Raw genomic sequence first — 24,186 nt, forward strand, 5'->3', positions numbered from 1 at the left:
CAACACCCCGCCACATCAGCAGCAGAAGGCGAGGCGGCGGCGTGTGGGTGGACGCCCTGCCGGGCCCTAGCGGGCCGCGCCCTGCAGCGCCTCAACCGTCGCGGCAGTGAGTCGGTGGTAGGTGCCCGATTCCGGATCGAGGTGCCACGTCTGCCGGCCCGGCTTCGGCAGGCCCAAATCCCGCAGGTGTGTTGTCGACGGCCGGTAGGAGGCACTCAACGGCAGATTCGGAACCACCTTGATGATGTCCGGACGTTCGGTGATCGGGACGGCGGCAAATGCTTCGGCCAGATCCGCGGGCGATAGCGCCTCGCCGGGCCGCAACACCACTGCCGTCACCGCAAGCGTGGTTTCGCCCGATTCCACCGGATACGTCGCGACCAGATCGATGGCACCCAGAGCGCCCAGCGCGTTGCTGGTGGCCTCGGCATACACAACACCCTGCGTCGTTCGGATCGCGGTGCCCCGGCCGTCAAGCATCCAGAAATCGCCGTCTTCATCACGGCGGAACAGGAACTCAGACGACACCCAGGTGTCGCCGGGGGCGAATACGCCGCGTCGCACCGCGGCGGTGGGGTCAACGTCTCCCGGCGGCTTCGCCAACAGCAGGCCGACCTCCCCAGGTTCGGCGATCTGCACGAAGCCGTCCTCCCCCTCGATGATCACGTCTTCAATGGGGTCGTACGCGGCCAGCCGTACCTTGCCACCGCCGGGTAGGGGGCGACCCTTGCTGCCGACCTTCGTGCCGGACACGTTGGCCAGCACCGCCTCGCCGTCGGTCGTCGCGAAGAATTCGACGACATGAGCGGGCTCAAACTTCTCGGTGACCCGTCGCCACAGACCCGCGGGCATGCCCGATCCGATGAACAGGCGGACCGAATGATGCGCGCCGAGGGCCAGCGCCGGATCGTCGATAACCTCATGCATCATGGCCCAGGTGTAGGACACCACGCTGACGCCGTACTGATGGATCTCCTGGACGAATCGATCGGGATCGAGCCCGCGCGACAAGGCAATTCGCGCACCGCCGGCCACTGCTCCACCGATGCTGACCAGCAGCCCGGACTGGTGATGCAGCGGCGTGAGGCAGTACACGGTGTCGGTGGAGCTGAGCGCGGCGGCCGACGCGGTGCCGAACGCCGACAGCGCCCACCGATGATTGGTGATCTGTTTCGGCAGCAGCTTGGCGCCGGTGCCACTGAACATCACAAACGCAAGGTCACGGGCTTGACCGGGATCTGGCCGGTACCACCCGGGCAATTGGACGGCGTCAGGATCGATCTTTTCCATGTCGATGGTTGAGCCGTCATCGGGAATGGCCAGGTCGCGCGACTCGCCGCCGCCGAGTACCAGCACGTGGACCGGAAGGCTCTGTGCGACAGGAAGATTCGGCGGATCCGTGAGTAGTTCGGAGATCTCCCCCAGCTTGACGGCGACCTCGAGATCGGCATCCGGCGGCAACAGAACCGCGACAGCACCCAGACGTGACAACGCGGCGATGGCGACCAAGGCGCTGGGGCGGGTCTCCATGAGAATGCCCACCCGCACGCCTTGGCGGACTCCCACCTCGATAAGACCCTTGACGACGTTGTTGATGCGGCGATCGACAGCCTCATAGGTGTGTACGCGGCCGTCGAAGAGGAAGCACTCGCCGTGCGGGGTGCGACGCGCCTGTTCTGTCATCAACCGGCCCATGGAGATTCGGGTGTGATCGTGAATCTGCCCCAGGCGTGTCAACCGCGGAAGCGTGCGAACCGCCTCGACGGCAATGGATTTCACCGACTTGTTGGCCGCCGCTGCGGCCGCTCCCGCGGTGCGGGCAGCCGTGATGGCGACCTCGGTGGTGGTGCTCAAGCCATGCGCCACACGGGAAGCGAGCGGGACACCGCCGCCGTCGAGTTGGCCGGCTTCGTGCTCGTACATGAGATCCACGGACGGGGGTTTCGACGCTTCGCCCTCGCGCCATTGCACCCATTGGCTGACCGTCGGCCAGGTCTGAGCGACTGCGGTCGAACCGACCACCAGACCGAAATGACCTGCGCGGATGAGGTATTCGTAGACGTCAGCCTTGGGTGCGGCGCGCAGAATGCCGCGCACCGAAGCGGGCTGTCCGATGTCGTCGACCTCGCCGACGACCGCCAGAACCGGGCAGGTGATATCACTGAGGGTGACCACCCGGTCGTTGACGGTGAAGCCGCCGGTGGTCATGCGGTTATGCACCACGAACTGACGCAGCAGTTCGGCGATCGCCGGACCGGACCATGCGATCCAGCCCTCATTGGCCAGGAACTTACGCTGCTGCTCGCGTGGGAGCAGCGCGTCCCGGTCGTGCAGCTGCCGCAGGAAGTCGAGACGGCCCCTGATGGTCTTGACCGGATCCAGCATCTGGAACCCGAGCCGTGCCGACCATGCCGGAATGGAGAATCGGCTGAATACGTGGTCGGCCATGAATTCGGCAATGTCGGCCGAAAGCCCGGCCGGCATACCCATGGGCATCGCGGCGTTGGCGTCGACCGGCGAGCCGAAGGTGATGATGCTCGCGATGGTGCGCGACTTTCGCAGTGCCGCAGTCTGATAGCAGAACATGCCACCCTGGGAGTAGCCCGCCAGGTGTATCTGGCGGCCGGTGATGCGGTGCACGGTCTCGATGGCGTCACTGATCGCGACGACGTGATCGGACAGAGTGCGCTCCATACCTCCGGCCATCCGGTCGGGGCTGCCGAAGTCGATGACCCACGGGTCGATACCGGCCCGGTGCAGCATGCCGACGGCGCCACCGTCCTGGGTGACGTCCCACATGTCCGCGGCCATCATCATCGGATGAACCATGAGGACGACGGGCCCGGCGTCTTCTGCCCCGGCCGCACCCGGCGCGAAGTAGCGGCGCAACCGGTACATGGGCACGCTCTCGACGATCTGGTGCGATGACGCGGTGCTGCCGGTCTCGAGGCCACCGAGGCGCAGGACTTCAAGCCCGTTCTGCGCGGTGGCTGCCAGGCGGGCGACAGGCTTGGTCAAGGAGGAGAGATTGAAGGCCACTGCTGCTCCTTAGATACCGATCGTCCACCCGGGATGCCCAGGTGAGGGCCCGCTCATCCTGTCACAATGGGCGCGTCGGCCCGACCAAATCCCTGTCACCCTGATCGGAAGCGATGTCGTGGTACGAGCCTCTACGATGACGCGGTGGGGAATCTGTTGCTGAGGCCGCTACGCCTCTGGGTGATGTATCTGCCGCAACTGGCGGCGTGCTATCTGTTGGGCCTGCTGGGGCGCAACATCGTCATCGAACTGGCGGCGAAATTCGGCTGGAACAACTATCTCGTTGTCGACCTGTTGATGCCATTCGCTGGCATCATTCGCCTCGGGTCCATCGTGGCAATGTTCCTGGTCTTGAAATCGGCGATCCCAGTGCTAGCCACGCTGCCTAAGGCGTCACTGCGCAGCATGGACATCTTCGCCAATATCGTGCTGCCCTTCTTTGTCATCTATCTGGCTTGGAAGATGTTTCAGGACGACTGGTTGGCCTACGAACGACGTGCCATGCCGTACCGAATGGCCGCGGCCTGGACCGGGCAACCCGTGTCAGATCAGCTCGGCCACCTCCCCCTGACCGACACGGTGTGGTATCTCATCGTTGGCGCATTCACCGTCCGCTATTTGATGAAACTCAAATGGGTGAAGGCTCATACCCCGTCATGGTTCGTTTTCATCCAGGTCTATCTGGATGCCCTCTGGGTGTTTCTGGCGCTCTCCTTCGCTGCAAGTAACGGAGTCACCTTCTTCCTGAACCCGGCCGGATGGTTCAAGGAACGTCGGATCGTGGTCTGGGCGGAAAACATGCGGGCCGAGCTTTTTTCTCACTTCCGACCGCTTGAGATTGCCTGGAACTTACTGACAAGCGTCTGGGATATCGCGTGGGGCGCTGCCGCCGTACCGCTCATCTGGCTTGCCATCGCCGGAATCATCTACGGCTCATCTAGCCAAGCAAGCTGGCGTGGCGTGCTCAGACGCGTGGCAGGAGCACGCGGCGACCTCGTCGTGGATCGATTGCTCCCTGCCCGGCAGCGTGTGCAGAGCGGATTAACCGTTTTTTCTGACCAAACCAAAGGCAAGACAAAAGAGCTGGCGCTGTCGCAGTTCGGCCGGGCCCGCCCAATCATCGACTCGGCGCGGTTGGTGCTTCATGGCGGACTGATCATGTTATCCGCCTACATATTGTTATATATGTGCTTGTCGTGGCTGGATATGTCGGACAGTTTCCTCCGTGCGCAGCGTCAAGAGGGCGGATATCTAACCCGCGGGTTTGCCTGGCTCTTTGGTCCGCATCCTGCCTACTTTTGGGATGCAGTGAGTCCGGTGTTGGTCGCACTAACGGGCGTTTTGATCGGTTCGCTTCGCATCTGCTTGATCGCATCAGTCTTCGCGCATTGTGTAGAGCGGGCCGAAGCAGAAGTGATCGACGCTGACGCCTCCGAATCCGCTGCTGGCGATGTTGTCGACTATCCCGAAGAGATTCCTGGAACACCAGCCGACCCGATCGACATAAACTCGCCGCAGCGCTGACTTACGCCCCCGGTATCTCGAATCTGATCAAGATCTGAGTTCCGTATGCCTCGATGATGTCCACCGCCGTCGGGTGCGAATCCTCCGGCAGCAGAAAAGTGAACTGCAGGGGGCCTGGCTTTCTGCAGGAGTTGGAGGTGCCATCGGGAAGCGGCACCGTGTATTCGATTTGGTCGCCCTTCCAACTGCGAACGCCGTCAGTCAGCAGGGCTTGGCAGTACATGTCCGGCTGTGGTGTGCCCGACCGCTCGATGGTCACCACCGCAAGTTGAGTGCCCTTCGGTATCGCCGAGTTCCAGGCACCTGGCAACTTTCCGAAATGCCTGATTTGACCGAGCTGCCATGTCTGTCCGTCGATGGTCTCGGTCTGCCCCGCCTGGACGACGTGAGCGGGCCTGACACTGTCCTGGTAAGTGCGCCACGGACCGCGGAAGGAGACCACGGCAAGGCCAGTGAAAGCTGCCACCACAATCAACCCCGCCACTGTGTTCTTAAACCACAGTTGCGACCAGAGCCCCGAACCAATACGCCGGTGCCGAGCGCCGTCCTCTAGCACCGTCATGTCTGACCTACCACTGTTTTCGGGAGCGCTACTACGGACGCACGGGGCGCATTCTCTGGATCTAAGGGGACCTCGACGACGAGTCGCGAATCCCATTTGAATTCGCCGTAAGAGATATACAGCTCGCCCGACGAGGCACGGTTGAGGTCATCGGTTCCAACCTCGAAAACATATACGCCCGTCTGCGGAATCAACGGAGTCAGCGCAGCACCATCGAGAGTTGAAATCTGTAGCCGATTGTCGGGGCGGTACGCGTTATCTCCGATTTGCAGTGACGCATTGGCCATTGGTGCATCGACGAGTGAAGTAACCGTGGCCTTGATGATCACCCACTGCCCCAGCGATGTGATGTTGCGTTGCTTCGGGAAATAGCCGGTGTGCTTGACGACGGGCGCCACCGCGACCTTGCTTACCGATATCGAGAAGAGCCTGCCCGACACGACGTTCCCGACAGTGCCGTGAACGTCGAAGGCGTTCTGTATCACCGGCGCGGTCGGAAGCCGCCTCCACACGTAGACCGCTGCGCTCATAAAGACACCGGCGACGACTACTACGCAAAAAACCCGCAGTAGCGGTGATGAGATCTTCGACGGCGATAGCGAATCCCCAATCCGCGCGAATGTCATGACGGAACCCCCACCGATATATCAGCTTTCGCAGAATCGTCCTTGCCCACCCAACCCTCGCCATACTGCACGAAACCTCGACTGAACAGGCGGTACGGCAGTTCTAGCGACACACTCGTCCCCGGTGTGACCGTATCGGGCACGCTCCATACCACCGCAACCTTCTCGGTCAGGCCGGGCTGCAAGAGGTTCAATTGGCTACCGTCCGAAACACGATAGATGACTGGTACACCTTCATTAGGTACGACCGGATTTTGTGCGTCCGGAACCTTCGAGAGCACGAACATAGAAGTCGCCACGTCGGGTGAATCCTGCTGATTGGTGATATCTGCCAGCACACCGAGATAGATCCGGCCAGGTTTCGGCTTGGCCACCACCGATCCACCGCCGACAATCTGTTGCACCAAAGACGCTCTGTGCACCGTGATGGTGAACTCACCGTTATCGAAAGGCTCCCCGAGCACAAAAGTCTGCGGCGTCTTGTTGACCTGATCCAGACCGCCGAAACCCGCGGTCGTGAGTATCGCCGCAACCGCCACGACGTGCCACATCTGGACGAACTCAAGGTCGTTCCACCACGAGCGGACCCACGCGGTCAACCGGCCGACAACACCTCGCGGCGCAGGCGGTACAGCGCTTTCCGCGACGGTGGAGCCAGCCTCCACTGGTTCCGCGGCACCGGGACGGCGCCACACCGCGTTTGGGTCGTCCGGTATCCCACCCCCCGGACCGGGGCCCGATGACGTCGGGTCCGGCTCACCGTCCATGGCTGGATATTAGCCTGGTTGATTGCCGCTCGGACCGCGCAGCACGTTCAGACGCGCCAATACCAGCTCACGCTGCTCGGCAACCCGCTCCGGGGCGGTGCCGCCGCGCGCACTGCGTGAGGCGACGGACCCGGCGGTGGTCAGTACGTCACGTACTTCGCCGGTCAGCTCAGGGTGAATGGCCGCGAACTCGTCGTCGGTGAGGTCTTCAAGACCGACGCCGCGGGCCTCGGCCACACGAACCGCCTCCCCCGCTGCCTCGTGCGCGATGCGGAACGGAATGCCTTGACGCACCATCCATTCCGCCAGATCGGTGGCTAGGGTGAATCCCGCGGGAGCTAGCTGTGCCATGCGATCGGTGTGGAATCGCAGCGTGGCGACCAGCCCTGCCATCGCGGGCAGAAGTAACTCCAGCTGGGCCACCGAGTCGAACAGTGGCTCCTTGTCTTCCTGCAGGTCCCGGTTGTACGCCAACGGCTGCGCCTTCAAGGTGGCGAGCAGGCCGGTGAGGTTACCGATCAGTCGTCCCGACTTACCGCGCGCCAGCTCCGCGATGTCCGGGTTCTTCTTCTGGGGCATGATCGAACTACCCGTGGACCATGAGTCATCAAGGGTGACGTATCCGAATTCAGTGGTGCCCCACAAGATGATGTCTTCCGACAGTCGCGACAAATTGATGGCGATCATGGCGAAAACGAAGGCGGCCTCGGCCGCGAAATCACGCGCCGACGTCGCGTCGATCGAATTATCGGCAGCCGCGCTGAAACCCAGATCCAACGCGATGGCGTCCGGGTCCAGTCCCAACGAGGACCCCGCCAGTGCCCCGGCTCCGTAGGGTGAGACGGCGGTGCGCCGGTCCCAGTCGACGAGACGATCCACATCACGCAGCAGCGGTTGCGCGTGTGCCAGCAGATGATGCGCCAGCAGTACCGGTTGAGCTGCCTGCAGATGGGTCTTGCCCGGCATGATCGCATCAGGATGCGCACCGGCCTGATCGGCCAGTGCCTGCACAACGTCGAGCACACCTTCGGAAACGCGTCCGGCCGCGTCGCGCAGCCACATCCGAAACAGTGTGGCCACCTGATCATTTCGGGACCTACCGGCACGCAAGCGGCCGCCGATATCGGGCCCCACTCGTTCGATCAGCCCGCGTTCGAGTGCACCGTGCACATCTTCGTCGGTGTCGGCCGGGGCAAACGCCCCCGAAGCGACGTCGCGGTCCAACCGTTGCAGGCCGTCGACCAGCGCGGACAGCTGATCGTCGGTGAGTAGGTCCGCCTTCCGGAGCACCCGGGCATGAGCGATCGATGCCCGAATGTCGTAGGGCGCCAGGACCCAATCGAAATGGGTGGACTTGCTCAACGCCGCCAGCGCGGGAGCCGGACCGCCGGCGAACCGGCCGCCCCACAGGGAGCCTTCGTTGGTGCTCACTTCCCTGCGAGGTCCCGTTGCGCGGAGATCTTCGAGGACAAACCGTGAATGTGTACGAAGCCCTTGGCGCTCGTCTGATCGAAGCTGTCGCCCTCGTCGTAGGTGGCCAAGTTGAAGTCGTACAGAGACTCGGCGCTGCGACGACCGTTCACCGCGATGTTTCCACCGTGCAGCACCAGCCGGATGTCCCCCGAGACATGCTGCTGGGTGTCGGCGACGAATGCCTCGAGCGAGCGCTTCAGCGGGGAGTACCACAGGCCGTCATACACCAACTCCGACCACTTGCGATCGGTGCCGCGCTTGTACCTGCCGAGTTCACGCTCCAGGGTCACGTGTTCGAGTTCCTCGTGCGCGGTGATGAGGACCATCGCCCCCGGGGCCTCGTAGATCTCACGGCTCTTGATGCCGACCAGCCGGTCTTCCACCACGTCCAGACGACCCACACCCTGCGCGCCCGCCCGCCGGTTGAGCTCGACGATGGCCTCCAATACGGTGACCGGCTTCCCGTCGATCGCGGTCGGAATGCCCTTGTCGAAGCTGACGATCAGCTCGTCGGGCGCACCCCAATTGAGGGTCGGATCTTCGGTGTAGTCATAGACGTCCTTGGTCGGCGCGTTCCAAAGGTCCTCCAGGAAGCCTGTTTCGACCGCACGGCCCCACACGTTCTGATCGATCGAGAACGGCGACTTCTTCGTCACGTTGATCGGTATCGCGTTCTCCGCGGCGAACGCGATGGCCTTCTCACGGGTCCAGGCGTAGTCACGGACCGGTGCCAGCACTTCCAAATCCGGTGCCAGCGAGGCGAAGCCGACCTCGAATCGCACCTGGTCGTTACCCTTGCCGGTGCAGCCATGGGCGACGATCCCACCGCCGTACTCGCGCGCCGCAGCAACCAGGTGCTTGACGATCAACGGGCGGCTGATCGCCGACACCAGCGGGTACCGATCCATGTACAGCGCGTTGGACTGGATCGTGGGCAGGCAGTATTCATCGGCGAATTCGTCGCGGGCATCGACGACGACGGCTTCGACCGCGCCGCAGTCGAGTGCGCGCTGGCGCACCACTTCCATGTCCTCGCCGCCCTGACCGAGGTCGATGGCGACGGCCACGACCTCGCGGCCGGTCTCCTTACCGATCCAGCTGATCGCCACGGAGGTATCGAGACCGCCCGAGTAGGCCAGGATTACGCGGTCAGACGTTGTCGATTGGGTGGTCATGTCATCTCTCTCTTAAGCAAGCTGTTCGAACTGTGCGGCGAGCTGGGCTCCGGTCATGGGTTCGCGGGCGATCACCGCAATGGTGTCATCCCCCGCGATGGTCCCGACAACGTCGGGTAACGCGGCGCGATCGATCGCGCTGGCGAGATAGTGAGCGGCACCAGGCGGTGTTCGCAGCACCGCGAGATTACCGCTGGCGTCGGTGGATACCAGCAGCTCCCCCAGCAACCGGGATAGCCGGTCGGTGCCGCCGGACACCCCACGAACGGGACTGCCGTCCTCGGGCACGACATACACCCCCACTCCGCCGTCGGCGGCGCGGAGTTTGACGGCCCCAAGCTCGTCGAGATCTCGGGACAAGGTGGCCTGAGTGGTCTCGATGCCCTCGGCGGCCAACAGTGCGGCCAATTCGCCCTGGCTGCGTACCGATTGAGTGGACAGCAGCGCCACGATGCGGGCCTGCCGGCCTGCCCGGGTATCGGCCGCGTGCGCCGCCGTCATCGTCTGTGCCCTTGGCTTTTCGCGCAGACTGGGGGTACCGCCCACTCGAGGCGGATCATCGCTGCTCCAACAGCCACGCCAGCAGTGCCTTCTGGGCGTGCAACCGGTTCTCGGCCTCGTCCCAGACGGCGCTGCGCGGCCCGTCGATCACCTCATCGGTGATCTCTTCTCCACGATGGGCGGGAAGGCAGTGCAGGACAATGGCTTCGGAATCTGCCAGGCCAAGTAGCTCCTGGTTTACCTGGAACGGCCGGAACGGACGGACCCTGTCGAGCCCGTCATTCTCCTGCCCCATAGACGTCCAGGCATCGGTGACAAGGACGTCGGCGCCCGTCGCGGCGGCCCGCGGGTCGGCCGTCACGGTCACCGAAGCTCCCGTGTTCACGGCGATCTTCTCGGCGGCGGTCACGTACTTGACGTGCGGCGCAAACCCATTGGGTGCTGCGATCGTCACGTGGATACCGGCGGTAACCCCGCCGACCATCAACGAATGCGCCATGTTGTTCGCACCGTCACCGAGATACGTCAGACGCAGACCGGCCAGCGAGCCCTTGCGTTCGGCGAGTGTCTGCAGATCGGCGAGCACCTGGCACGGGTGAAAGTCGTCGGACAGGGCATTGACAATAGGGACGGAGGCACCGCTTGCCATGGCGGTCAGGCGTTCCTGCGCGTAGGTCCGCCACACAATGGCTTCGACGTATCGGGACAGCACCTGTCCGGTGTCCTCAAGCGTCTCTTCGCGACCGAGTTGAGTCGTACGGCTGTCGACGACCACCGCGTGACCGCCCAGCTGCGCGATACCCATCTCGAAGGAGAACCGGGTTCGAGTGGAATTCTTCTCGAAAATGACGGCGACGCCACGCGGACCCTCCAGTGGGCGCCGCGAGAATGGCGCCTTCTTGAGTTCAGCTGCCAGCGCAAGGACTTCGGCCTGCTCCGCGGGTGAGAGATCATCGTCTCGTAAAAAATGGCGAAGTGACTTCGACTGAATCATGCCTGCTCCTGTTCTGCGGCGGTGTCGAGGATTGCCGGCAATGCGGCGACGAACTCCCCGATCTGTTCGTCGGTGATGATCAGCGGAGGCGCCAGCCGGAGCACGTCGGGCGCGGCGGCGTTCACCAGGAAGCCGGCCTTGCGCGCGGCCGACTCGGCGGCCTTGGCGCGTTGCTCGTTCAAGACGATGCCCAGGAGCAATCCCGCACCGCGGACGCGGTCGACCAAGGGATGGTTGAGCTCTTCGATGGAGTGACTCAACGACTTCCCCGCGGCGGCAGCATGGTCGATGAGGTTCTCGTCGTCGAGCACCCGAAGCACCGCCAGTGCCGCTGCGGCACAGACCGGATTGCCTCCGAACGTGCTGCCGTGCATGCCAGGGGTCAGTAAGTCGGCGGCGGCTCCGGTCGCGATGCAGGCTCCGATGGGTAGCCCACCGCCGAGGCCCTTGGCCAAGGTGACCACATCGGGCGTGATACCGACCTGTTGGTGTGCGAAAAACGTACCCGTGCGGCCAATTCCGGTTTGCACCTCGTCGAGTACCAGTAGCGCACCGTGGCGGGCGGTAATCTCACGTACGCCGGCGAGATAGCCCTCCGGCGGGACAACTACTCCACCCTCGCCCATGATCGGTTCCAGGAAGACCGCGGCAGTATCACCGTCGACCACCGCCGCAATGGCGGACAGGTCTCCGTACGGCACATGGACCACTCCGGTGGGTAGCGGCTCAAATGGCGCTCGCTTTGTCGGCTGGCCGGTGAGCGCGAGCGATCCCATCGTGCGGCCGTGGAACGCGCCCTCGGCCGCTACGACCTTGGTCCGTCCGGTGAGCCGAGTGAGCTTGAATGCGGCCTCGTTGGCTTCGGTGCCGGAATTGCAGAGAAAGACCTTGCCGGGAACGCCCAGCCGTGCGATGAGCGCCTCGGAGAGTTCGATGCCGGGCCCTGTCGCGTACAGATTCGACGTGTGCCCCAGCGTGGAGAGCTGCTGCGTGACGGCATCGATGACAGCTTGGTTCCGATGACCCAACACATTGACGGCGATGCCGCCCAATAGATCCACATATCGCTTGCCGTCGGCATCGGTGACGACGGCACCGTCGCCTTCGGTAAGGACAACAGGCGGTGTGCCGTAGTTGTTCATCATGACGTGTTCCCAGCGCTGCTGAGTCTGGCTGGTGTTACTCATGCTCGCTTTATTCATGGCTGCTCCTGACGATCGTTCCGACGCCCTCGTCCGTGAATAGCTCGACCAAGACACAGTGTTCGACGCGCCCGTCGATGATGTGGGCACTGGGCACTCCGCCGTCCACCGCACGGAGACACGCTTCGACCTTGGGAATCATGCCCGATTCCAGGCTGGGAAGGAGCGCGCGCAGATCTTCGGCCGCGATCTCCGTGACCAACGATTCCCGATCGGGCCAGTCGGTGTACAGACCCTCGATATCGGTCAGCATCAGAAGCCGTTCGGCGCCAAGGGCTTCGGCGAGCGCGCCGGCAGCGGTGTCGGCATTGAGGTTGTGCACCACGCCGTCCGCATCGGGGGCGAGGGTGGATACCACCGGGATGCGCCCGGCATCGATCAGGTCGAGGATCGCTTCCGGATTCACCTGTGCCACATCGCCCACCAGACCGATGTCGGTCTCGATGCCATCAACCGTCGCGGTCCGCCGAACGGCGGTGAAGAGTTGCGCGTCTTCTCCCGTGATTCCCACGGCGTACGGTCCGTGTCCGTTGATCAGCCCGACCAGCTCGCGGCCCACTTGGCCGAACAGCACCATGCGTGCGATGTCGAGCACTTCCGGGGTGGTGACCCGAAAACCGCCCTTGAATTCGCCGGACACGCCAAGCTTTTTCAGCATCGAGGTGATCTGTGGGCCGCCACCGTGCACGACGACAGGATGGATACCGCAGTTACGCAGGAACACCATGTCTTCGGCAAAAGCGTTCTTGAGAGCATCGTCGGTCATGGCGTTGCCGCCGTATTTGATCACGACGATGGTGCCGTGCAGCTTCTTGAGCCACGGCAGAGCCTCGGCCAGTACGCGCGCTTTCTTCGGGGCCTTCACGAGCTGTACGCCGAATTCTCTTCGACGTACGCATGCGATAGATCGGTGGTCCGGATGGTCGCCGTGTGATTCCCGGCGCCGAGGTCGATGAGTACCTCGACATCCGGTCCGGACAAATCGATATCACGAGCGCCCGGCTGACCGGTGCAATTGGCGCATACCAGGTTTCCGTTGAACGACACCGTAACTCGATCCGGATTGAGCTCTATCGGAGCCATACCCACCGCGGCCAGCACCCGGCCCCAGTTGGGGTCGGAACCGAACAGTGCTGTTTTGACCAGACTGTCGCGCGCGACGGTCCGCGCGGCGGCAACCGCGTCGTCCTCGCTGGCGGCGCCGGCGACGGTGATCAGAACCCGTTTGGTGACGCCCTCGGCATCGGCCTGTAATTGGGCGGCGAGGTCGTCGCACACCTGCACTACCGCCTCGGCGAATTCTGCTGGGTCGGGGGTAATCTCGCTGGCCCCTGAGGCCAGCAGAAGCACGGTGTCGTTGGTGGAACAGCTGCCGTCGACATCGAGCCGGTCGAAGGTACGGGCGGTGGCGGCCCGCAGCGCCGAATCCAGCTGCTCGGCCGATACCGCGGCATCGGTCGTGATGACCACCAGCATGGTGGCCAGAGAGGGGGCGAGCATGCCCGCGCCCTTGCCCATGGCGCCTACCGTCCAACCTGCTTTATGGTGCAGTGCAACCTCTTTGGGCACGGTGTCGGTGGTCATGATGGCATGCGCGGCGTCGGTTCCGCCTCCAAGTCCCCCGGCCAGTTCGTGCACGATCTCCTGCACTCCGGTCAGCACCTTGTCCATGGGCAACCGGTCGCCGATCAATCCGGTAGAGCACACCGCCACCTCGATGGCGCCGGTCTCGGTTCCCCAGTCGCTGAGGGTCTTGGCGACCTCCTCCGCGGTGGCGTGGCTGTCCTGAAATCCCTGCGGACCGGTGCAGGCGTTGGCGCCACCGGAGTTGAGGATGACCGCGCGCAGACGGCCCGTGGTGAGCACTTGCTGAGACCACAGCACCGGGGCGGCCTTCACCTTGTTTCGGGTGAAGACCCCTGCCGCGGCGTAATCGGGCCCCTCGTTGAACACCAGCGCAAGGTCCGGCCTTCCGGAAACCTTGATACCGGCGCTGATTCCGGCGGCCTTGAAACCTGCGGGCGCGGTGACACCCTGCGTGCGCACGAGAGGTGAGGTCACGGATTCAGTGGTCACGGTGCTACTCCCACGATAGAAAGGCCGTCGGCCTCGGGCCAGCCGAGCGCGAGGTTCATGGACTGGACGGCGGCTCCGGCGGTGCCCTTGACCAAGTTGTCGATCGCCGCGATGGCCACCAGCACGCCGGCATCGGGATCGACGGCGAGGCCGATATGTGCCGCGTTACTCCCCGATACCGCCTTCGTGGTGGGCAAGTGCCCTTCGGGCAGCACATGGATGAATTCTTCGGTGCGATAGGCCTCGTCGTACGCATCGCGGATCTCGGCCAGGGTGGCCGTGGTCGGTGCGGTGCAGGTGGCGAGAATGCCACGAGGCATCGGGACGAGCACAGGAGTGAACGAGACGCTCACCGGCTTGCCCGACGGATGCTTGAGCCCCTGAGCGATTTCGGGGGTATGTCGGTGGGCCCCGGCGACGTTGTAGGCCCGTGCGGATCCCATTACCTCGGAGGCGAGCAGGTCGGCCTTGGCGGCGCGTCCCGCGCCCGTGGTGCCACTGACCGCCACAACGGTGACCGACGGCTCCACAAGCCCCGCAGCCACCGCGGGCGACAATGCGAGCAGCGCCGCTGTGGGGTAGCACCCGGGCACTGCCACGCGCCTTGTGGCATGTAGAGCAGCGCGTCCGTCCGGAAGCTCGGGCAGTCCATATGGCCAATTTCCCGCATGTTTTGACCCGTAGTACCGCTCCCATGCCGTGGCATCGGTCAGCCGGAAGTCTGCACCGCAGTCGATGATGAGGGTCTGGGGTCCCAATTCGTCGGCGATCTTTGCCGAGGATCCATGGGGTAACGCGAGGAACACCACGTCATGACCCCGCAACAATTTGGGATCGGTGGGCTGTAGTTTGTGGTCAGCCAGTGGTGTGAGATTCGGGTGATGCTCGATGAGGTTGCTTCCGGCGTTGGAACCGGCGGTCAGTACTCCGATGCGCAGGCGACCCGCGGCATATGCCGGATGCGACAGCAGCAGGCGCAAGATCTCCCCGCCTGCGTATCCGCTGGCACCGGCGACCGCGACCGAGAACCCAGTAGTCATGGAATCAATTCTGAATCATTATGCAGAAGAGCGCAAATATATTCGCAATATCTTTGTTGGCCCGTCCTCAACCTCAACGTGAGCTAAACGGTGTAATGCTGGGTGCCCACAGTTACGGTGAGGTAGCTGGCGAATAGCGTCGGCAGTTGATAACGAGCGAGAACGAGTACGAGAAGGGAGCCTTCCATGTCGGATCGTGCCGATCGTCAGCGCCAGGAGCAGCACCGCGAGCAGGCTGACCAGCGTCGAGGACAGTAAGACCTGCTAGGCGCGTTGGGTAGCCCCGACGCGCTCGGCCGCAGAAGCCACCGCCGCCACCCGGGCGGCGGTGGCTTCGTCTTCGGTGAGGGTTCGATCCGCTGCCCGGAAGCGCAACCGGAAGTTCAAGGACTTATTACCCTCGCCAACTTGCGGTCCGGTATAGACCTCCACAAGCCGCACATCCTCAATCAACTCCCCCGCCCCGTCACGGAGGGCGTTGGTGACTGCATCGGCCGGGACCGTGTCGGTGACCACCAGTGAGACATCCTGGTGAACCGCCGGGAAGGGCGAAATCCTTGGCGCCGGCAGTGGATTGGTGGCAGGAAGCGCGTCGAGGTTCAGCTCCAGCGCACAGGTGCGTTTGGGTAACCCGAGGCGTTCGATGACGGCGGGATGCAGCTCACCTGCATGGCCGATGACCTGATTGTCGACCACAATCTGCGCGCAACGCCCCGGATGCCAGGGCAATTCGTCGCCGGCGCGCAGCGTCAGATCGACGTATGCGGCACGTCCGATGATCCGGGCGGCCTCCAACGCATCGGTGACATCAGCAGCGCGCCCACGTCCCCAGGGCCCACTGGGCTCGCGAGCTCCGGTCAGCACGAGCGCGACATGCACCGGCTGTGCCGGTAGCGATTCGAGCAGCGCATTGAGTTGGGCTTCGGAGGGGCGTTCGCTCAGGTCGAGTAGCGGGATCGCCCGGGTGGCCTCCGTTGGCCGGACCACCTGGCCGATGGTGAAGAGGGCGACATCGGTGGTTCCACGTGCGATATTGCGGGACAACGCTTCCAGCACGCCGGGCAGCAGGGTACTGGCCAATTCTGGGCGATCAGACTCCAGCGGGTTGAGCACCTTTGTGGTCCGGCGACGTGGATCATCGACATCCAGGCCCCACGTGTCGAATACACCGGCTGGGAGGAATGGCATTGGCAGGATCTCGGTGTAACCGCTGAGCGCCAATGACTTCCCCACCGCGCGACGACGGCGTTGCCTAGGGGTGAGACCGCCGCCCTGCGGCGCCGCGGGCAGTACCGAGGGGATGTCACCCAGTCCTTCGAGCCGGAGCACTTCTTCGACCAGGTCGGCGCCCTCGGCGATGTCGGGGCGCCAGCTCGGCGGCGCCACGCGGAGTTCGTCACCTTCGACGACAACCTCGGCACCGATCTGACGGAGCCGGCGTTCCACCACGCCGTCGGCGTAGTCCATTCCGGCGATCCGCGCCGGCAGGTCGGCGGCCATGACGATCTCTGGCCGAACTTCGCTGTCGGCGGTCCAGTCGGTGAGCTCGGCGGGTGTGGTCCCGCCGGCGATGTCACGCAAGAGAGAAGCGCAACGATCAAGTGCGGCAACGGATATTGCGGGGTCTACGGAGCGTTCATAGCGACGCCCCGCCTCGCTGTGCAGGTGTAGCCGGCGCTGGGTGCGCAACACCGCGGCCGGGTCCCATACCGCGGCTTCCAGCAGCACATCGGTGGAGTCGTCGCGCATCTCGGTGCTGCCGGCGCCCATCACACCACCGATGGCGGTGACGGCGGCATCGTCGGCGATCAGAACATCGCCGGGCTCTAGCTTGCGCTCCAGGTTGTCGAGCGTGACCACGGTCTCGCCCGGTGTCGCGAACCGTACCCGGAAATCGCCACGGATACGTGCCTTGTCATGCGCGTGCATCGGATGCCCGATCTCCAGCATCACGTAGTTGGTGGCGTCCACAGCTGGCGAGATCGCGCGGATTCCGCACAGCATCAAGCGTCGTTGCAGCCACCACGGGGAGACCGCGGCCGGATCAATGCCGATCACCGGACGCAGCCCGAAGCGCTTGACTCCGGTACCGCCGTCGATATGCACGGGCAGTGACGGCCCGTCCGCTGGGAGAGGCTGCACCGCAGCGGGATCGACGAAGTTCAGGTCGTAGGCGCAGGCCAGATCGCGAGCCAGGCCACGGACGGACAGGCAGTATCCGCGATCCGGGGTGATGGACAGATCGAAGACTGCGTCGTCCAGCCCGACAACATCGGCGGCATCGGCGCCGGGGGCCGCGGTACCCGGCGGCAGCACCAAGATGCCCGACGATTCAGCGCCGAGGCCCAATTCTGTCGTCGAGCAGATCATCCCATCGGAGTTGTGCCCGTAAGTCTTTCGCTTCGCGATGGTGAAGTCGCCGGGCAGGGTGACGCCCGGCAGTGCTACCACCACTAGGTCGTCGACGGCAAAATTCGATGCGCCACAAACGATTTCACGAGGTTCTGCCTCGCCGACATCCACGAGGCAGAAGCGGATCGGCTTCTTGAACTCGGTGAGTTCGGTGATCTGAGCGACCCGGCCCACCACAAGCGGTCCACTCACCGGGCCCGGAACCACCACCTCTTCGACCTCGTGGCCGATGCGGATCAGGGCTTCTTCGATATCGGCGGCGGTGGCGGAGAACTCCGGTGCGCCGACGCGCAGGACCTCGATCAGCCAGCTGTAAGGAACACGCATCAGACACTCACTCCGAACGGAAGGCTGAAGCGCACATCGCCCTCGATCATGTCGCGCATATCCGGAAGCCCATTGCGGAACTGCAGAGTGCGCTCCAATCCCATGCCGAACGCGAAACCGCTGTACTCGTCGGGGTCAATGCCGCTGGCCCGCAGAACATTCGGATTCACCATGCCGCAACCACCCCATTCGACCCAACCCGCGCCGCCCTTTTTGTTCTCGAACCAGACATCGACCTCGGCAGAAGGCTCGGTGAAGGGGAAGAAGTGTGGACGCATCCGGGTGTGTGCCTGAGCCCCGAACATCGCCCGGGCGAAGGCGTCGAGCGTGCCCTTGAGATTGGCCAGGGTCAGCCCGCGGTCCACGGCGAGTCCTTCGACCTGATGGAAGGCCGGCAGGTGGGTCGCATCGATCTCGTCGGTGCGGAAGGCGCGCCCCAGGGAGATCACATAGACGGGCAGTTCGCGTGCCAGCAGGGTCCGGACCTGAACCGGCGAGGTGTGCGTGCGCAGCACCTGCCGAGAGTCTTCCGGAGCGATATAAAAGGTGTCCTGGGTGCTGCGTGCCGGGTGGTCCGGGAGAAAATTCAGGGCATCGAAGTTGAAATGCTCGGTTTCGACCTCGGGGCCGTCGGCCACCTCCCACCCCATGGCGATGAAGGTGTCGGCGATGTGTTCGGACAGAATTGTGATGGGGTGACGCCCACCGAGGGGCTGCCGGGTCGAGGGCAGCGTCACATCGACGCGTTCCGCGACGAGTACCGCCGCATCGCGTTCGGCACGCAAGGCTTCCAGCCGGTCGTCATATGCCTGTTGCGCCTGCGTGCGAACGGTGTTGACGAGTTTTCCGGCCTCGGCCCGTTGATCCTTGGGCAGTGACCCCAGTGCTTGTCGAGCCTGGGCCAGTGGCGACTTCTCCCCCAGATGATCGATCTTCGCCTGCGCGAGGTCGTCCAGGTTGGCGGCCGCGTCGAATGCAGCACGGGCAGCGTCAACGGCAGCAGTCAAAGGTTCCGTTGAAGACTCCACCGAAGGATTCTGGGTGTGATCGGCCACGGAAGCCGATCATAGGGTAAAGCGGGCTAACCACTTCCCGTCGTGCCGGACCAGCGCCGCAGCACGCGCCTAATCTCGAACATGTGAATGGCGCAGCAGCACGCCGCTGGATCTTCGAAAGGCACTGCCACCCGGTGAGCGCATGGTCACGTTGGGCGACGACACCGCTATTGCTCGTCCCGGTCTGGACCAGACGATGGCGTTCGGGAATCCCCATCGGTGTCTGGCTGGCTATCAATCCCATTATGACGCCGCCGCCGCGTGACGACAGCTCGTTCGCCACCCGGGCCATTCGCGGTGAGGAGATCTGGATGGCCAGACCCACGTCGGATCCCGCGATCACCGCGTTGAGCCTGCTCGGCAGCGCGGCACTGATGTCGGCACTTACTGCCTCGTGGCGGCGTTCGTGGGTCGGGGCGATGGCGGGAACCGTGATATCGATGGTCATCACACTGCTGGCGTGGGGCCGGTATTCCCGAATCTGGGAGGCTACCGGAGCCGGACGATAGCGTCCGATTTCCGCTAGCACTGCCGCAACGGCAGGGGCATGCTCAACACATGGAACTTGACGCGGAGGCCTGCTACCGAGCGGTCCAGTCCCGCGACACACGATTCGACGGGCAGTTTTTCACCGCGGTGCGCACCACCGGGATCTATTGCCGGCCATCCTGCCCGGCGCTCACGCCGAAACCTCAGAACGTTTCATTCCACCCCACCGCGGCATCCGCGCAGGCCGCGGGATATCGGGCCTGTCGGCGGTGTCTGCCCGACGCGGCACCCGGCTCTCCGTTGTGGAATATCAAGTCCGATTTGGCCGTCCGCGCGATGCGCCTCATCGGCGACGGTGTCGTTGAACGCGAGGGTGTGGACGGATTGTCACGCGCCCTCGGGTATTCCAGTCGCCAGCTCAATAGGGTGCTGCTGGCCGAGCTCGGCGCGAGCCCACTTGCCCTGGCACGGGCCAATCGAGCCACCACCGCACGTCTGCTCATCCAGCGCACCGAACTTCCCATGTCCGATATCGCCTTTGCAGCAGGGTTTTCCAGCATCCGGCAATTCAACGACACAATCGCGGCGGTCTTTGCGACGACTCCATCGAAGTTGCGTACCGAACTCCCCCGCAGAGGCGGCATTGCGCCGGCGCCAATCCCTGGCGCCGTCAGCCTCAAACTCCCGCTGCGACAGCCTCATAACGTTGCATGGTCAACCTGGCTCCTCGAGCATCACTGTGCGCGTGGTGTGGAGGATTTTTCCGAAGGTCGCTATACCCGGGCATTGCGGATGCCGCATGGCCCAGTCATCGCGACTTTGACGGTCGCCGCCGATCAGGTGCGGACCGACCTGCAGCTCACAGACATGCGCGACTTGGCCCCCGCCGTCGCACGTCTGCGTCATCTCCTTGATCTCGACGCCGATCCCGCGGCTGTCGACGACGCCTTGCTCTCTCACCCCGCGCTGGCTCCACTCGTGGCCGAGGCGCCTGGGATCAGGGTTCCCGGCACCGTCGACGGGGCAGAACTATTGTTGCGCACCATGATTGGTCAACAGATCTCGGTTGTTGCAGCCAATACCGCGACAGCATCCCTCGTGGCCGCCCTCGGCGAGGAAGTAACCGATGCGACGGGGCGGGTGACCCACCTGTTTCCGACCGCGGAATCTGTTGCCGCCTCAGGCGGAGAGGTGATGTCCGGCCCTGCGGCGCGGATCGCGGCAATCGTCGGGGCGGCCGACAGACTTGCGACCGGAAAGCTGGAACTGCATCACGGGATGACCGCCACCGATCTGCGTCGACAGCTGCTGGACATCAAGGGAATTGGGCCCTGGACCGCGGACTACGTGGTGATGCGCCAACTGGCCGATCCCGATGTCCTGCTTGAGCATGATCTGGTGTTGCGGCGTGGCGCGGCCGCCGAAGGTATCGACCTCGCGGCCGCCCGTGCCAGCTCACCGTGGCGGTCCTATGTCTCCATGCACCTGTGGCGCAAGGGAATCGCCGCACAATCCCGGCAGCACACTCGAAAACCGAAGGAAATCTCGTGACCGATCATGCGACTCTCACCACTCCGGTGGGGCCATTCACCGCCATCGTCGACGACGCCGGTGCCGTTCTAGCATCGGGATGGACCGACTCGCCCGAACTGCTGCGTGCGTTGATCCACCCGTCATTGCGTCCACTGACACTGACACGCAAGCGTGATCTCGGGAAAGTCACCGAGGCGATCACTGACTATCATGCGGGCGATCTGACCAGCATCGATTCGATCCCGGTCGCCCAACATTCCGGAGAGTTCATCCGGCACGCCTGGGATGTGCTGCGGACGGTGGATCCGCAAGCGCCCATCACCTACAGCGAGTTCGCCATCCGCGCGGGACGTCCCGCCGCCATCCGCGCCGCCGCCAGCGCCTGCGCGCGCAATGCGGCGGCGTTGTTCGTCCCGTGCCATCGGGTCTTTCGGATCGGAGGTGCGTTGGGTGGCTTTCGCTACGGCCTCCCGATCAAGCAATGGCTACTTGACCATGAGGCCGCCGGCGCTCGCTGACCCAGTGAGTGATCAGTATTGCCGCGGCGCCGGCGGGCAGAGCGACGGCAAGCGTCTGGCCATCTTCGGAGAACAACATCAGCGCAAAAAGACCACCAAAAGCCAAGAGTGACAGCCGAAGGGGCGACCAACGCGGCGTATGAAGGGGGGCCAGGTGGCCCACCACCATGCCCAGCAATAACGCCGTGAGGTGGCCAACCTCGGTGAAGGTTTGGTTGCACACGATGGAGACGACCCCAATGGTGATCCATCCCCATATCCAGGACACCCGCCACCGCGGCGAGATCGAGTAGGTAAGCGCTCCAAGGACGGCCGCGGTTCCGTAACTCATTCCGACATCGCTGGCGCGCGCAATGGACACGGGGGCCCAATGAAGCCAGATGGCCAATGCGAGGCCTGAGCTGACGATGAGCGTGGCCCCGATGTGTCCCAAGACAAATGTCAGCGCCAGTCGTCCGCTGCGCCATTGCAGTTCCGCAAGCGCAAGGATACTCACGAGGCCAGGGAGCCACAGGTAGATCGGCCCGGCATCCGTCACGAACGCGCTGCCGATGAGAGTGCCCAGGTGTCCCTGGTGGAGATTGTGCAGGTTGGTGCTCGCATGGGCGATGACCCTGTCTTGCATCCGCGGGCCCTCCGCGACCAATACGGTGGCGACCACGACCAGGGCCGCCGCATAGCCAATCGTCACGCGCAGCCGGACTAGCGCGGCCCACACTCTCCGCATGACCCATGATCGCACCGTCTAGATGCGACCGTCATCTCCCGAGGCTGGCAGCTCTCTGCGAGTTTCGAGCAGGTACATCTTCATATTCTCCGGCACCCCGGCGGGTCGGCTGGAGAATAAGGGCCGTCGCACCGGCGTGGGCGTCAGACCCATGTGGTCGAGAAATACCAGCGGCACCTTCGCCAGCGCGGGCTGCGAAATGGCCAGCCCGCCCTTCGCGGCACTCTCCATGACGCGGGCCGCGATGTTCACGTCGACACCAAGCCAATCCGACCCGATACGCTGCGGCATGCCGGTGTGGATACCGATCCGCAACACCGGCGTGTATCCCTGGATCTCAACGTTTTTCAACGCCTCGCGGGCGGGAATGACCGCACGCAGTGCGGTTACCGGATCATCGAAGACCGCCATGATGCCATCGCCCATGCGCTTGACGACCTGTCCCCCGGCGCTGAGCATCGGCGGCTCAGAGACGGACGCCACCCGGCGCAGCAGCTTCAGAGTTGCCTCATCACCGGCTTCAAGTGCCCATCCGGAGAAGCCGACAAGATCGGTGAAGACCAGGGTGACTTCGCGATTGGCCGGCTGCTTGCTGACCTTCTCGGTGAAGGCCTGCCAAATCTGCAATGCGCCGAACCCGAACTCGCGGACCGCGGTGTCTCTGTCGGTCACCAACCGGTCGGCGGCGCGCGCGACTGCACTTGCCCCGCCAAAACCACTGGTGGACAACGGGTCACCGAAGTAGGGGTCGCCCGGTAGGGACCGTCGCGCACGGCGCACTGCGGCCACGACCGCAGGGTCGCGATCCATTTTACGGAACCAGCTACCGGCGGTACGTGACGCGCGTGCGATGTGGCGGGCGGCGGGCTCTACTGGCTCGATGTCATCCTCGGTCTTCGCGGCGCCGTCTGGCTCCAGGGCGGGGTCATGCCGCACAGGTCCACGGGTGCGGCCTCGCCTGCGCTTACGGATCCCAGTGTCGTACTCACCGTCCGGTTCGGCATCGAGGCCTGACGGCTCGACATCCACGGGCTCAGCCTATGTGCTGGTGTGTGTGGCGGCAATCTTGTGGTTGCCAGTGTCGCCAGGTTCGCGCGCGGCACGTTAGGTCCTGCTCATCGCCCATTGGCGCTGGTAGTAGCGGCGTGGAGCGTCGGACACGTTTGGCAAACCGTTGTCATCACCAGCGACGTGGCCGTTGAGAGCGCTGGTGATCGCCCGCAGCGTGCGTGATAGCCGCCACACAGGGGGCCCATGATGACATCCAACACTGCCGGCCCGGATTCGCTGACGTGCAAGTACTTCGCGAATCTGCGGACCGCGTCTGCGACGACGACTGGGAGATCAACCGCGCGGCGCTCGATATCTTCCACATCCAGATTCCGAAGCTGCGATACGTCTTAATCCCCCGACCTTCTTTGGCGCCCGACGTGGACACCCGCTCGGGCAGTGTTCTTTCGGTTGTTCGGCAAGGCGGTGCGGCTGGTGTGCGGCCAGCTGTCGACTGATGCACCACTGGTCGAAGCCTCAAAGACCACCGCTGCGTCCAGGGAGAGGCGGGGCATCCGATGTGTTACGTACCGCCGCCGGTTCCGCCAAGATCGCTCGCGCGGATGGTCGAGTTATTCAACTCTGTTGTCTCGCTGATTGGCCCGATGTGGGCGAATCAGGGGGTCGCGACGTCCTGTAACACCTGTTTACGCAGCTTTTACAGGCCTTTACTATGGCGTAGGACACATTTTCGGAAGGAGTATTTCTGTCGTCTGACAGACGAAATCAGCAATTCGGGCTATGGGTTAACTCCGCCGTGGGAGGTTCGACACACTCTGTTCACCGGGTGATTCTCCCAGCATAAGAACATATTTGGACAGCCTGACCTTTGTTAATTAGCCACGTCTAGCAACGCGGCATCAACTCACACTGAACGAAACTCGAAAGTGAGCTTCCGTGTCCCAGTTGCCGGATTCTGTGAAAAACCTGTGAAAACTGACCTGCGGCGACGATTCCGTCGGCGTATCTTTCCGTCAGCTCACATAACGGACTCATCACACCGACACGTAATCGACGACGCTGCACAGCTCCCAAAACTTCAGGTATTGGTCCACCACTCTTCACATCCGCAAGTGGAAACGAGGCATCCACATGG

Annotated in this window: 20 protein-coding genes; 4 read left to right on the top strand and 16 right to left on the bottom strand. The window is 63.8% G+C overall.

Annotation, left to right across the window (positions count from 1 at the left end):
- Positions 1 to 66: 66 nt before the first annotated feature.
- Positions 67 to 3,039, bottom strand: coding sequence for an acyl-CoA synthetase (locus B4393_RS18170; RefSeq protein WP_078335269.1), 2,973 nt, complete (start codon positions 3,037 to 3,039; stop codon positions 67 to 69).
- A gap of 144 nt (positions 3,040 to 3,183) precedes the next feature.
- Here B4393_RS18170 and B4393_RS18175 point away from each other — a divergent pair, with 144 nt between their 5' ends.
- Positions 3,184 to 4,563, top strand: a complete 1,380-nt coding sequence (locus B4393_RS18175) for a hypothetical protein (RefSeq protein WP_078335270.1) — start codon at positions 3,184 to 3,186, stop codon at positions 4,561 to 4,563.
- A 1-nt stretch (position 4,564) separates the two neighbouring features.
- Here B4393_RS18175 and B4393_RS18180 read toward each other — a convergent pair whose 3' ends face one another.
- From B4393_RS18180 to pheS, 13 genes are all read right to left on the bottom strand, one after another.
- Positions 4,565 to 5,125: a hypothetical protein gene (locus B4393_RS18180; protein WP_078335271.1), complete on the bottom strand. Its 561-nt coding sequence runs from the start codon at positions 5,123 to 5,125 to the stop codon at positions 4,565 to 4,567.
- Positions 5,122 to 5,751, bottom strand: a complete 630-nt coding sequence (locus tag B4393_RS18185; protein ID WP_078335272.1) for a hypothetical protein — start codon at positions 5,749 to 5,751, stop codon at positions 5,122 to 5,124. The genes B4393_RS18180 and B4393_RS18185 overlap by 4 nt, the downstream gene beginning before the upstream one ends.
- Positions 5,748 to 6,518 carry a DUF4352 domain-containing protein gene (locus B4393_RS18190; RefSeq protein WP_078335273.1) on the bottom strand — a complete coding sequence of 257 codons (771 nt, stop codon included), beginning with the start codon at positions 6,516 to 6,518 and terminating at the stop codon, positions 5,748 to 5,750. Before B4393_RS18190 ends, B4393_RS18185 begins: the two co-directional genes overlap by 4 nt.
- Positions 6,519 to 6,527: 9 nt before the next feature.
- A complete protein-coding gene (argH, locus tag B4393_RS18195) occupies positions 6,528 to 7,949 on the bottom strand; it encodes an argininosuccinate lyase (protein ID WP_078335274.1) in 1,422 nt (473 codons plus the stop codon).
- Positions 7,946 to 9,166, bottom strand: a complete 1,221-nt coding sequence (locus tag B4393_RS18200) for an argininosuccinate synthase (protein ID WP_078335275.1) — start codon at positions 9,164 to 9,166, stop codon at positions 7,946 to 7,948. The genes argH and B4393_RS18200 overlap by 4 nt, the downstream gene beginning before the upstream one ends.
- A gap of 12 nt (positions 9,167 to 9,178) precedes the next feature.
- Positions 9,179 to 9,667: an arginine repressor gene (locus B4393_RS18205; protein WP_070940055.1), complete on the bottom strand. Its 489-nt coding sequence runs from the start codon at positions 9,665 to 9,667 to the stop codon at positions 9,179 to 9,181.
- 55 nt (positions 9,668 to 9,722) lie between these two features.
- Positions 9,723 to 10,661 carry an ornithine carbamoyltransferase gene (gene argF / locus B4393_RS18210; protein WP_078335276.1) on the bottom strand — a complete coding sequence of 313 codons (939 nt, stop codon included), beginning with the start codon at positions 10,659 to 10,661 and terminating at the stop codon, positions 9,723 to 9,725.
- Positions 10,658 to 11,863 (bottom strand): acetylornithine transaminase, encoded by a 1,206-nt coding sequence (locus tag B4393_RS18215; protein WP_078335277.1) that lies wholly within the window; start codon positions 11,861 to 11,863, stop codon positions 10,658 to 10,660. The genes argF and B4393_RS18215 overlap by 4 nt, the downstream gene beginning before the upstream one ends.
- On the bottom strand, positions 11,856 to 12,728 hold the full coding sequence (argB, locus tag B4393_RS18220; protein ID WP_078335278.1) for an acetylglutamate kinase: 873 nt from the start codon (positions 12,726 to 12,728) through the stop codon (positions 11,856 to 11,858). The genes B4393_RS18215 and argB overlap by 8 nt, the downstream gene beginning before the upstream one ends.
- Positions 12,725 to 13,939 carry a bifunctional glutamate N-acetyltransferase/amino-acid acetyltransferase ArgJ gene (gene argJ, locus B4393_RS18225; RefSeq protein ID WP_078335279.1) on the bottom strand — a complete coding sequence of 405 codons (1,215 nt, stop codon included), beginning with the start codon at positions 13,937 to 13,939 and terminating at the stop codon, positions 12,725 to 12,727. The genes argB and argJ overlap by 4 nt, the downstream gene beginning before the upstream one ends.
- A complete protein-coding gene (gene argC / locus B4393_RS18230) occupies positions 13,936 to 14,979 on the bottom strand; it encodes an N-acetyl-gamma-glutamyl-phosphate reductase (protein ID WP_078335280.1) in 1,044 nt (347 codons plus the stop codon). Before argC ends, argJ begins: the two co-directional genes overlap by 4 nt.
- 264 nt (positions 14,980 to 15,243) lie before the next feature.
- On the bottom strand, positions 15,244 to 17,718 hold the full coding sequence (gene pheT / locus B4393_RS18235; protein ID WP_078335281.1) for a phenylalanine--tRNA ligase subunit beta: 2,475 nt from the start codon (positions 17,716 to 17,718) through the stop codon (positions 15,244 to 15,246).
- Positions 17,718 to 18,773, bottom strand: coding sequence for a phenylalanine--tRNA ligase subunit alpha (pheS, locus tag B4393_RS18240; protein ID WP_109558475.1), 1,056 nt, complete (start codon positions 18,771 to 18,773; stop codon positions 17,718 to 17,720). The genes pheT and pheS overlap by 1 nt, the downstream gene beginning before the upstream one ends.
- Before the next feature lie 83 nt (positions 18,774 to 18,856).
- Between pheS and B4393_RS28405 the strand changes: the two genes are divergently transcribed.
- Genes B4393_RS28405 through B4393_RS18255 form a run of 3 tightly spaced genes read left to right on the top strand, consistent with a single transcriptional unit; the run spans position 18,857 to position 21,313 of the window.
- A complete protein-coding gene (locus B4393_RS28405; protein ID WP_330359280.1) occupies positions 18,857 to 19,282 on the top strand; it encodes a DUF6653 family protein in 426 nt (141 codons plus the stop codon).
- A gap of 49 nt (positions 19,283 to 19,331) precedes the next feature.
- Positions 19,332 to 20,813: an Ada metal-binding domain-containing protein gene (locus B4393_RS18250; protein WP_078335283.1), complete on the top strand. Its 1,482-nt coding sequence runs from the start codon at positions 19,332 to 19,334 to the stop codon at positions 20,811 to 20,813.
- Positions 20,810 to 21,313: a methylated-DNA--[protein]-cysteine S-methyltransferase gene (locus tag B4393_RS18255; protein ID WP_078335284.1), complete on the top strand. Its 504-nt coding sequence runs from the start codon at positions 20,810 to 20,812 to the stop codon at positions 21,311 to 21,313. The genes B4393_RS18250 and B4393_RS18255 overlap by 4 nt, the downstream gene beginning before the upstream one ends.
- Here B4393_RS18255 and B4393_RS18260 read toward each other — a convergent pair.
- Together B4393_RS18260 and B4393_RS18265 are read right to left on the bottom strand one after the other, a co-directional pair.
- Positions 21,270 to 22,040: a rhomboid-like protein gene (locus tag B4393_RS18260; protein WP_109558474.1), complete on the bottom strand. Its 771-nt coding sequence runs from the start codon at positions 22,038 to 22,040 to the stop codon at positions 21,270 to 21,272. The two genes, B4393_RS18255 and B4393_RS18260, sit on opposite strands and share 44 nt — an antisense overlap.
- A gap of 18 nt (positions 22,041 to 22,058) precedes the next feature.
- Positions 22,059 to 23,069 carry an adenylate/guanylate cyclase domain-containing protein gene (locus tag B4393_RS18265; protein ID WP_078335285.1) on the bottom strand — a complete coding sequence of 337 codons (1,011 nt, stop codon included), beginning with the start codon at positions 23,067 to 23,069 and terminating at the stop codon, positions 22,059 to 22,061.
- Positions 23,070 to 24,186: the final 1,117 nt, after the last annotated feature.

The organism is Mycobacteroides franklinii (genome assembly GCF_002013895.1).
Lineage (GTDB): Bacteria > Actinomycetota > Actinomycetes > Mycobacteriales > Mycobacteriaceae > Mycobacterium > Mycobacterium franklinii.

What these genes read in the sequence shown, in the direction of transcription:
- B4393_RS18205 (WP_070940055.1), bottom strand. Translation starts at nt 9,667, where the DNA reads ATGACGGCGGCGCACGCGGCCGATACCCGGGCAGGCCGGCAGGCCCGC.
- B4393_RS18190 (WP_078335273.1), bottom strand. Translation starts at nt 6,518, where the DNA reads ATGGACGGTGAGCCGGACCCGACGTCATCGGGCCCCGGTCCGGGGGGT.
- argC (WP_078335280.1), bottom strand. Translation starts at nt 14,979, where the DNA reads ATGACTACTGGGTTCTCGGTCGCGGTCGCCGGTGCCAGCGGATACGCA.
- pheT (WP_078335281.1), bottom strand. Translation starts at nt 17,718, where the DNA reads ATGCGTGTTCCTTACAGCTGGCTGATCGAGGTCCTGCGCGTCGGCGCA.
- B4393_RS18200 (WP_078335275.1), bottom strand. Translation starts at nt 9,166, where the DNA reads ATGACCACCCAATCGACAACGTCTGACCGCGTAATCCTGGCCTACTCG.
- B4393_RS18215 (WP_078335277.1), bottom strand. Translation starts at nt 11,863, where the DNA reads ATGAATAAAGCGAGCATGAGTAACACCAGCCAGACTCAGCAGCGCTGG.
- B4393_RS18180 (WP_078335271.1), bottom strand. Translation starts at nt 5,125, where the DNA reads ATGACGGTGCTAGAGGACGGCGCTCGGCACCGGCGTATTGGTTCGGGG.
- argF (WP_078335276.1), bottom strand. Translation starts at nt 10,661, where the DNA reads ATGATTCAGTCGAAGTCACTTCGCCATTTTTTACGAGACGATGATCTC.
- B4393_RS18250 (WP_078335283.1), top strand. Translation starts at nt 19,332, where the DNA reads ATGGAACTTGACGCGGAGGCCTGCTACCGAGCGGTCCAGTCCCGCGAC.
- B4393_RS18185 (WP_078335272.1), bottom strand. Translation starts at nt 5,751, where the DNA reads ATGACATTCGCGCGGATTGGGGATTCGCTATCGCCGTCGAAGATCTCA.
- B4393_RS18260 (WP_109558474.1), bottom strand. Translation starts at nt 22,040, where the DNA reads ATGCGGAGAGTGTGGGCCGCGCTAGTCCGGCTGCGCGTGACGATTGGC.